The following is a 10702-nucleotide window of genomic DNA, read 5'->3' on the forward strand; positions in this document are numbered from 1 at the left end:
TATCAGCTCCATTTTCCATTATCATAATAAATTTTAATTTTTAAAACCAGGCCGCAAGGCTTGTGGTAATAAAAAAGTTCCCTTGGCTGAATGCATCATTCTTCATAAAAATGGCATCTTTAGAAGTAAAACCTCTCGCTTCTGTACGCAATACAACATTTTTAAAAATGGCATAATCTACATTCAAAGAATATCCGAAGGTCTGAAATCCGTTTGGGGTTTGAGTACTGATAATGACTCCGTTTTTATCATTATAATATTCAAGTCTTCCTGCTAAGGCCCATTGGTTATTGAGCTGATATTTCATTAAGATATTCGGGCTGTACCAAAGGTTGTACTGTTCACTGCCTTTTTCTTTTTGCTCGGCTCCTATATCAAACCCGAGAGTGGTTGAAAATTTATCAGACATTTGAAAACTTCCGAAAAGATCATGAAAATAGCGCATTTTTTTCTCATCTTTTGCTTTGTCATTTCCGATGAATGAACTGCTGTTCAGGGTAATTTTATCATTCGTTTTAAAAGTAATCTGATGTCCGAATGAAATGGTCTGGTTACCTTCCGGCTTGGCAATCCGTTGCCAACCGTTGAGGATCAGCCCGCTTATAAACCACTTTCCATTATCTGTTGTATAGGAAACCTTCGCTCCGGTTTCAAAATAAGGAGAATTTTCTGCGGCTAAGCTTCTGGTAAGATTCATATTATCCTTTCCTATAGCACTTTCCCAGCCAATGTGGGACGGCATAATACCGGCATCAATCCAGAGGTTTTTAGTTTTGGAAATCCTTATTCCGATATTGGCTTCGTTTACATAACGCAATGCATCCTGTTCAGCTGCCAGATTATCCTGGGCATAGGTTCCTGCCATCAGGGCAAGATTGGCACGCATATTTTCATTTTGATAAGCAGCTTTAATAAGCCCGAGATTCAGATTAAGCTCATTATGGCGGTTGTAGGAATACAGAAAATTCTGGCGCATATGATTTCCGGGTTCATTAAAATCATAAGTATAGAAAAGCTCTGCATAAGCGGAAAAGGTGACCTTGTGTTGATTCGTTAATGAATCTGATGATTGGGCTTTCGGGAAAAACAGTCCCAGAATACAGGCTGTGATGATATATTTTTTCATGAGGTGGATAGGTATAACAATGGTATACTTTTTAAGTTTTATAGATGATGTGAGTATTGGTAATTTTAGGATATGATCATGAATTCATTTGATCCAAAGCAATATTTAACCTAAGGACATTGATTTTTGAAGGTCCGAATAGTGGTCTTTCTATTTGGTTTTTGATGAGATTTTCAATTTTTTCCAAAGAAATATTTCTTTCTTTAGCAACTCTTTTTGCTTGATAAAAAGCACCTTCTTCAGAAATATCAGGATCAAGCCCGCTTCCGCTTGCAGTAACCAGTTCAACGGGAACCTTATCATTCTGCATTTCCGGATTCTGCATTTTCAAAGTATCAATTCTTTTCTGAACCATTTCGAGATATTCCTTATTGCTCGGTCCTTTATTGCTCCCTGCACTTCCAGCCGCATTGTAATCCACTGCAGAAGGCCGGCCGTGGAAATATTTCGGAGATTTAAAGTTCTGACCGATATTGGCGTAGAATTTCTGACCTTTATAATTGATGATTTCTGCATTTCCCTGATTTGGAAGAACTTTGGATCCTGCGTAAACAATTCCTAAATAAATTCCTACGACAACAAGCATCACAAGGGTTAATCTTAATGCTGATAGAATATGATTTTTCATTTTAATTGAATTTTAAAAAAATAAACTGATAAATAAATCGATTAATTTGATACCGATGAATGGTGCGATAATTCCACCCAGACCATAGATCAGAAGATTCCTTCTCAGCAATGCACTGGCACCGATCGGCTTATAGGCGACTCCTTTTAAAGCAAGCGGAATAAGAATCGGAATGATGATGGCATTAAAAATAATCGCTGATAAAATGGCAGATTCAGGGCTGTGAAGATTCATAATGTTCAGTTTCTGAAGTGCCGGAATAAAGGTGATAAACAATGCCGGAATAATGGCAAAATACTTTGCTACGTCATTCGCAATACTGAAAGTGGTTAATGTTCCGCGGGTCATCAGAAGCTGTTTACCGATTTCCACAATTTCTATTAGTTTTGTCGGGTCGTTATCAAGATCCACCATGTTTCCGGCTTCTTTAGCAGCTTGCGTTCCGCTGTTCATAGCAACTCCAACATCGGCTTGGGCAAGGGCCGGAGCATCATTCGTTCCGTCTCCCATCATCGCTACAAGTTTTCCTTCCTGCTGTTCCTTTTTGATGTAATTCATCTTGTCTTCAGGTCTCGCTTCCGCAATAAAGTCATCGACACCGGCTTTTTCAGCGATAAATTTGGCGGTTAAAGGATTATCTCCGGTTACCATCACGGTTTTTACGCCCATTTTTCTCAATCGTTGGAAACGTTCCTGGATTCCGGTTTTAATGATGTCCTGAAGCTCAATCACGCCCCAGACTTTTTCATTTACGGCAACAACTAAAGGCGTTCCTCCGTTTTCAGAAATTTTAGTCGTTGCTTCCTCTGTTTCGGGTGGGAAAATATTTTCCGCTTTTTCTGTCAGTTTTTTAATCGTGTCGTAGGCACCTTTCCTGATCCTTGTGTTTTCAAAGTCTATCCCTGAAGTTCTGGTTTCAGCAGTAAATTCAATATAAACAGGTTGTTCGACAAGCAATTTCTCGGAGTTGAGCTGGCTTAATTCAATAATGGATTTTCCCTCCGGCGTTTCATCGGCCACGGAGCTCAGTGCTGAAGCCCTGATAAATTCATTAAGTTCAATTCCATGAGAAGGGTGGAAATGTGTTGCTTTACGGTTTCCGATGGTAATGGTTCCTGTTTTATCCAAAAGCAGAACATCAATATCTCCGGCTGTTTCTACCGCTTTTCCGCTTTTGGTAATAACATTGGCTCTTAAAGCCCGGTCCATCCCGGCAATCCCAATAGCAGAGAGCAGGCCGCCGATCGTTGTCGGGATCAGACAAACGAAAAGTGAAATGAATGCTGCGATGGTGATCGGCGTCTGCGAATAATCTGCAAAAGGTTTCAGCGTAACGGTAACGATGATGAAAGTCAGCGTAAATCCGGCTAATAATATAGTTAATGCGATTTCATTGGGTGTTTTCTGTCTTGATGCACCTTCTACCAAGGCAATCATTTTATCCAGAAAAGATTCTCCCGGCTTGGTGGTCACTCTCACTTTGATTCTGTCAGAAAGTACTTTTGTTCCTCCTGTTACGGAGCTTTTATCGCCTCCTGCTTCCCGGATAACGGGAGCACTTTCCCCGGTAATGGCAGATTCGTCAATCGTGGCGAGCCCTTCGATGATTTCGCCGTCCATCGGGATTTGATCACCGGCTTCGCACAAAAAGATATCTCCGAGCTTCATGTCGGCAGATTTCTTTAAAACGGTTTCCACCTGGAATCCCTGTTTCTGATCGATAATCACTTTTGCCGGAGTTTCTTCACGGGTTTTTCTCAGGGTGTCAGCCTGGGCTTTTCCTCTGGCTTCAGCGATGGCTTCGGCAAAGTTGGCAAATAATACCGTAAAAAATAAAATGACAAAGACTAAGAAATTATAAGTAAAGCTGCCCTGTGACTTGTCTCCCGTTAAGCTGAATATGCTTACGATGAGCATCACCACGGTTCCGATTTCCACCAGGAACATGACAGGATTTTTAAACATGATTTTCGGATTCAGTTTGACGAAAGACTGTTTTATGGCTTCGTTGACCAGATCTTTTTGAAACAATGTCTGTGATTGATTTTTCATTGCTTTGAATGGTTGATTTTAATGATGTTGAACCTGTAATATGAATGTGCCGAGGCTAAAGGCCCAAATGATCTTTAATTTTTATTTACTGAAATCTTGTAATTGTTCCGCAATCGGTCCTAAAGTAAGCGCAGGGAAAAATGAGAGGGCTGCAATCAGAAGGATCACCGCTAAGGTCATAAATCCGAAAGTCGCAGTATCTGTTTTCAGTGTCCCGGCACTTTCAGGAATGTATTTTTTGCTGGCGAGTAGCCCTGCAATGGCAATAGGCCCTATGATGGGAATGAATCTTGAAAGCAGCAGTACAATTCCCGTTGAAATATTCCACCATGGAGTGTTATCACCCAGGCCTTCAAACCCGGAACCGTTATTGGCGGAAGAAGAGGTAAATTCATACAGCATTTTGCTGAAACCGTGAAATCCGGGATTATTCAGAGTTTTTGTTCCGAACTCCGGCAGATAAGCGGTTAAAGCAGTTCCTGCCAGGATCAGAAAGGGATGAAACAATGCCACGATCATAGCGATCTTCATTTCTTTAGCTTCAATTTTCTTTCCTAAAAACTCAGGGGTCCTGCCCACCATAAGGCCGCTGATAAATACCGCGAGAATAATGAAGATGAAGTAATTCATGATACCGACACCACATCCGCCGTAGAAGCAGTTGATCATCATAGCGAGCAGCTGGTTCATTCCGGAAAGCGGCATGGTACTGTCGTGCATGGCATTTACTGAACCTGTTGAAATTACGGTTGTTGCAATGCTCCAATAAGCCGATGCTGCACTTCCGAAACGGATTTCCTTACCTTCCATAGCTCCGATATGAGGATCGGTTCCCATTCGGGTAATCAGCGGGTTTCCCTGGGTTTCATTAATAACATTTGGAACGGTGAGTGCTAAAAATCCTACGGTCATAACGGTGAAAATTACCCATGAAAGCTTTCTTTTCTTTAAATAAAAGCCAAGTGCAAATACCAGGGCAAACGGAATGATCATCTGGGTAATCATTTCAGTCATATTGGTCAGGTAGTTCGGGTTTTCAAGCGGATGTGCCGAATTGGCTCCAAAAAATCCACCACCATTGGTTCCCAAATGTTTGATGGCAATAAAGGCTGCAGCCGGGCCTCTGGAAACCTCTATGTTCTGTCCTTCAAGTGATGTGATGTGGTCTTTGCCTTCAAAAGTCATCGGGCTGCCGTTGGCAGAAAGGACAAAAGCAACGGCAATACTGATCGGGACCAGAATTCTGGTCATGGATTTGATGAAAAAATCATAAAAATTACCCAGCTCTGTAGTGGTTTTATCTTTAAATGCCTTAAGCAGCACGGCCATCGCTGCCATTCCTGTGGCTGCGGTTACAAACTGCAGAAACATTAAATACATCTGACTCAGATAACTTACGCCGGTTTCTCCGGAATAATGCTGCAAATTGCAGTTAACAAGGAAAGATATGGCCGTATTAAAAGCAAGATCCGGAGACATGTTGGGATTGCCGTCAGGATTAAGGGGAAGCCATACCTGATTTAACAGAATGAAGAATCCGATGACAAACCAAACTACATTAATAGTTAACAAGGCAAACATATTCTGTTTCCAGGTCATCTGCTTCTCAGGATTAATCCCTGAAATTTTATAAATTAAGTTTTCAACAGGATGAAAAATCCTGTCTAAAAAAGTTTTTTTGTAGCCATATACATCAGCAATGTATCTTCCTAAGAAAATACCCATGACCAATGTGATTGCAAACATCACGATAATGCCTAAAATTTCTGTATTCATGATAATAGGTTAAAATTTTTCCGGTTTTATTAAAACATAGTAGATGTAACCAAAAGCGAGAAGGGAAATAAAAAATAAACTCCACATAATTTTATATTTGATCAAAAAATTCAACGGATCGATAAAGCAGCCAGAAAAGAACGGCGCAAAGGATAATCAGAATGATCAGCATCATATTGCTATTGTTAAAGTTAATACGGTAAAGGTGGCATAGTAAGCCATTAGCACTCTCAGTTTTAAGGGCTGTTTTTGTCTGAGCATTTTTTTTGAAATTGTCATTGTATCATATTTTATTCTGATCGTGTTATGCCAAAATAAAGTCCATTATGATAATGTTTATTGTAAGTGTTTTATTAATAGTAAGTTGTGTGAATTTCAGATAATGCCGGAAAACAAAAAAGCCTATCAAAATGATAGGCCCGTTATTACAATGATAAGGGTTCTGTTTATCTTAATCCATATTCTTCCAGTTTACGGTACAGCGTGGCAATGCCTATTTCCAGTAACCTTGCGGCTTCGGCTTTATTCCCTTTGGTATATTGTAAAACTTTTAAAATATGCTCTTTTTCCAGAGTTCTCATGCTTAAGGAATCTTTTTCTGCAGGCGCTTTTTCAAAATAATGAGGCAGGCTTTCGGCATCTAAAATATGATGGTTCATGAGAATCAAACTTCTCTCCACTGTATTCCGGAGTTCCCGGATATTTCCTTTCCAATCGTTTTTTTCCAGGGTCTGATAATATTCCGGCGTCACCTGGATGGATGAAAGGTGCATTTTTTGAGAAAATACACTGATGAAATTTTTTGCCAGGGCTTTTAAATCTTCTGTCCTTTCACGAAGCGCAGGAAGGCGGATCTCAAATACATTCAGCCTGAAATACAAATCTTCCCTGAATTGCCCGAGCTTGATTTCTTCTTCCAGGTTCCGGTTGGTTGCCGCTATCAGGCGGAAATCAGATCTGGATACTTTAGTTTCCCCCATTTTAATAAATTCCCTGGTTTCCAGGACACGGAGTAATTTAGCCTGGAGCTCAACAGGCATTTCACCGATTTCATCCAGGAACAAAGTTCCGCCGTTAGCTTCTTCGATGAGGCCTTTCTTATCTTTTACGGCACCTGTGAATGCTCCCGCTTTGTGTCCGAAAAGTTCACTTTCCAGAATTTCTTTACTGAAAGCAGAACAGTTGATAGCCACAAAACTGTTTTTTTTTCTGTCGCTTCCCTGATGAATCGCATTGGCAAAAACTTCCTTGCCGGTTCCGGTTTCTCCGGTAAGGAGAACGGTAGCATCCGTCAGTGCCACTCTTTCCGCGAGTTTTTTAGCCTGCAGAATCAGTGGTGATGTCCCGATAATGTTTTCAAATCCTTTCAGTTCCGTGCTTTTCTGAACGATTCTGGATGTATTATCTTTTGCTTTTTCCAAAGCTTTATAAACCAAAGGGATGATTTTATCATTATCATCACCTTTTACCAGGTAATCATACGCACCGTTTTTCATGGCCTGGACGGCATCTGTAATATTTCCGAAGGCTGTCATCAGGATAATTTCGAGATGAGGATATTTTGTCTTGACAGATCGTACCAAATCGACTCCAAAGGCATCGGGAAGACGGACATCACTCAGGACAACATCAAATTCATATTGTTCCAGCATGGTCATAGCTGATCGTGCCGTTGAGGCTTGTTTTACATTAAAATCTTCCTGGGAAAGAATCATTCCCAAAAGTTTCAGGAGCTTGATTTCATCATCAATGATCAGAATAGTTCCGGACATGGCGCGGTTTTAATACTGATGCAAACTTATTGAATTTATTCGGGAAGAAGAGCTTAAAAGATAGAGATGTGAAGATAAATGATATCTTAAAACAATTTTCGGTCTTTTGGATTTCTTATATCCATAGCCCGGATAGAAGCGGTTACCCCGCAGCAGTAAGGGCTTGCACTATGGTGCGAGGCGTATGAGCGGATAGCCGGAAACAGCTCCTGAATACCTTGAGAATCAGTTTTATTTACTAAATGATGATCATAGATGTATTGATTATAAAAACAACCATCATTATCTTATGATTCCTTACATTTGTAATACTCGGATCCGAGTGTGAAATGAAATGATAATTATGACGGAAAAAAAATATAAAGAAACGGTACATACCGATTCCAATCACTACGAATATATCACCATTACCCATGACGAAAACAAAGTAAGGATTTATACCCTTAAAAACGGCTTACAAGTTTTCTTAGCCCAAAATTTCGATGCTCCTAAAATTCAAACCTATATTCCGGTTAGAACGGGAAGCAATAATGATCCTGCCGATAATACCGGGCTTGCCCATTATCTTGAACATATGATGTTTAAAGGTACTTCTAAAATCGGGAGCCTGGATTGGGAAAAGGAGAAGCTCTTACTCGATCAGATTGCTGATTTATATGAACAGCATAAAGCTGAACATGATCCGGAAAAAAAGAAGGAACTTTACAGGGCTATCGATCGTATTTCCCAGGAAGCCAGCCGGTATGCCATTGCAAACGAATATGACAAGGCTATTTCTTCCTTAGGGGCAACGGGTTCGAATGCGCATACCTGGTATGATGAAACGGTATATAAAAGTAATATTCCGAAAAATGAACTGGAAAAATGGCTGAAGATCGAAAAAGAACGGTTTTCTGAGCTGGTACTCCGGCTCTTCCATACCGAATTGGAATCGGTATATGAAGAGTTCAACCGTGCACAGGATAATGATGCGAGACTGGTACAATACGAAATGATGGACGCTCTTTTTCCAAATCACCCAAATGGGCAGCAGACCACTTTAGGAAAAGCAGAGCATCTTAAAAACCCTTCCATGAAGGCCATCCATCAATATTTTGATGATTATTATGTTCCTAACAACTATGCTTTGATATTGGTGGGAGACCTGGATTTTGAGGAAACCATTCGGCTTATAGACCGATACTTCGGATCCATTCCATATAAAGAACTTCCGAAAAAAACTCCGGTTACAGAGCAGCCGATAAAAGAGGTTGTGAAGAGAACCGTAAAAAGTCCTACCACTCCAAGAATTCAGATGGCATGGAGAACAGAAAGTTATGGGTCCAGGGAAGCCATGCTGGCAGATATTGCTGCCAATATTTTAAGCAACAGAGGAGAAGCAGGGCTGCTGGATCTGCATATCAACCAAACCCAGAGAATGCTTTGGGCACAGGCTTATTCGGTAGGTTTAAAACAATACGGCTATTTTTCAGTAGTTGCTGTCCCGAAAGAGAACCAGACCCTGGATGAAGCAAAAGCGATGATGCTGGAAGAAATAGAGCTTCTGAAAAGCGGGGATTTCCCGGACTGGATGCTTCCTGCTATCATCAATGATTTTAAACTGCAAAGAATGAAAGGCCTGGAAACGGCAGACGGCCTGGCTGTCAATCTGTACGATACCTATATTAAAGGCAGAACCTGTGAGGAAGAGATGAATGAAATGGATGAATATGCAGAGATCACCAAAGAAGATGTCATTGCTTTTGCCCGCGAATTTTTCAAGGATAATTATGTGGCAGTATACAAGGAGAAAGGAATCAATGATCAGCTGATCCGTGTTGAAAACCCCGGAATTACCCCTGTGAAAATAAACCGTGAGGCAAAGTCTGAATTTTTACAGCAGATCCTCAATGAAAAAACAGAAGATATACAGCCCGAATTTATTGATTATGATCAGGAAATTCAAAGGGAAATTATTGAAGGAAAACAGATCAGCTTTGTCAAAAATAAGTATAATGATATTGCTCAGGTGTATTTTATCTTCCCTATGGGAAGCGATCATGACCGGGATCTGGCAATGTCAACGCAGATTCTCCAATATCTTGGAACTGACAAATATTCTCCGGATGAACTGAAACAGGAATTCTTTAAGATCGGAGTCAGCAATGATTTTAAAATCTCCAACGATCAGCTTACGGTTTCATTAAACGGCCCGGAAGAGAATATTGAAAAAGGCATTAAGCTGCTTCAGCATTGGACACAGCATGTACAGCCGGATCAGGAAATCTACAATGATTTCGTAAATACCGTCCTTGAGAACCGTGCAGCCGCAAAAAAAGATAAAAACCGAATTATGACCGGTCTTAACAATTATGCAAAGCTGGGCGAGTTTTCACGGTTTAAGAATGTTATTTCACAGGAAGAGCTTGAAGAGAGCAGAGTAGAGGTTTTTACCGACAGGATAAAAAATATGTTCAGCTATCCTTATCAGCTGTTTTTTTACGGGAAAAATTTCGAGAATTTCAAGGAATATATGGTAGCGTATATTCAGCCGCAAACTCTGAAGGTTCCTCAGCCGAAGCAGTATTCTGAGCCTGAAACTTCGGGGAACGTATATTTTACGGATTATGATATGGTTCAGATGGAAATGAGTAAAGTGGGCCGCGGGGACCAACTTGATATTAACAATCTGGGAAAAATCAATGTATTTAATGAGTATTTCGGAAGAGGATTGTCATCCATCGTTTTTCAGGAAATCCGTGAAAGTAAAAGCCTGGCGTATTCGGCGTATGTTTCTTATGCTGCGAATTCGGAGCTGGGGCATCATGATTACATTACCACGTATATCGGTACCCAGCCTGATAAGCTTCAGGTTGCAGTTGATACCATGGCTGAACTGATGGCTGAACTGCCCGAAATACCCGTACAGTTTGAGAATGCCCGCCATTCGGCTCTTAAACAGATTGCTTCAGCAAGGATTACCCGGACCAACATTTTCTTCAATACTTTAAAAATGAAAAAAATAGGGATTTCACATGATTTCCGGAAGGATATTTACGAACAGATCCAAAACCTGACATTTGAAGGCCTGAAGCAGTTCTATGACACTAAGATAAAACCTGTACCTTTTAATACCGCCATTATTGGAAAAAGAGAAAACCTGAACCGGGAAGTCCTTAATGATATGGGTGAATTCAGGGAACTCAGCCTGAAAGATATTTTCGGATATTAATATACAGTTTCGGGGGGGGGGGGGGGGGGGGGGGGGGGGGGGGGGGGGGGGGGGGGGAAGAGAAAAAAAAAAAAAAAAAAAAAAAAAAAAAAAAAAAAAAAAAAAAAAAAAAAAAAAAAAAAAAAAAAAAAAAAAAA

General features: G+C 40.5%; 6 protein-coding genes. 1 reads left to right on the forward strand and 5 read right to left on the reverse strand.

Translation table 11 applies throughout. From position 1 onward, the window contains the following. Nucleotides 1–40 precede the first annotated feature (40 nt). The 5 genes from MKJ01_RS17085 to MKJ01_RS17105 all read right to left on the reverse strand — a co-directional run bounded on the left by MKJ01_RS17085 (nt 41) and on the right by MKJ01_RS17105 (nt 7354). Complete coding sequence (locus MKJ01_RS17085; protein WP_241615415.1) at nt 41–1126, reverse strand: porin; 1086 nt, start codon at nt 1124–1126, stop codon at nt 41–43. A gap of 76 nt (nt 1127–1202) precedes the next feature. Next, a complete protein-coding gene (locus MKJ01_RS17090; RefSeq protein WP_241615416.1) occupies nt 1203–1754 on the reverse strand; it encodes a potassium-transporting ATPase subunit C in 552 nt (183 codons plus the stop codon). A gap of 12 nt (nt 1755–1766) precedes the next feature. Next, a complete protein-coding gene (gene kdpB / locus MKJ01_RS17095) occupies nt 1767–3806 on the reverse strand; it encodes a potassium-transporting ATPase subunit KdpB (protein WP_241615417.1) in 2040 nt (679 codons plus the stop codon). An 81-nt stretch (nt 3807–3887) separates the two neighbouring features. Further along, on the reverse strand, nt 3888–5582 hold the full coding sequence (kdpA, locus tag MKJ01_RS17100) for a potassium-transporting ATPase subunit KdpA (protein ID WP_241632712.1): 1695 nt from the start codon (nt 5580–5582) through the stop codon (nt 3888–3890). 446 nt (nt 5583–6028) lie between these two features. Further along, on the reverse strand, nt 6029–7354 hold the full coding sequence (locus tag MKJ01_RS17105; RefSeq protein WP_241615419.1) for a sigma-54 dependent transcriptional regulator: 1326 nt from the start codon (nt 7352–7354) through the stop codon (nt 6029–6031). 343 nt (nt 7355–7697) lie between these two features. On the opposite strand from MKJ01_RS17105, the gene MKJ01_RS17110 reads away from it, so the two are divergent. Continuing rightward, nucleotides 7698–10565 (forward strand): pitrilysin family protein, encoded by a 2868-nt coding sequence (locus tag MKJ01_RS17110; RefSeq protein ID WP_241615420.1) that lies wholly within the window; start codon nt 7698–7700, stop codon nt 10563–10565. Nucleotides 10566–10702: the final 137 nt, after the last annotated feature.

The organism is Chryseobacterium sp. SSA4.19, from assembly GCF_022601875.1.
Classification (GTDB): Bacteria; Bacteroidota; Bacteroidia; order Flavobacteriales; family Weeksellaceae; genus Chryseobacterium.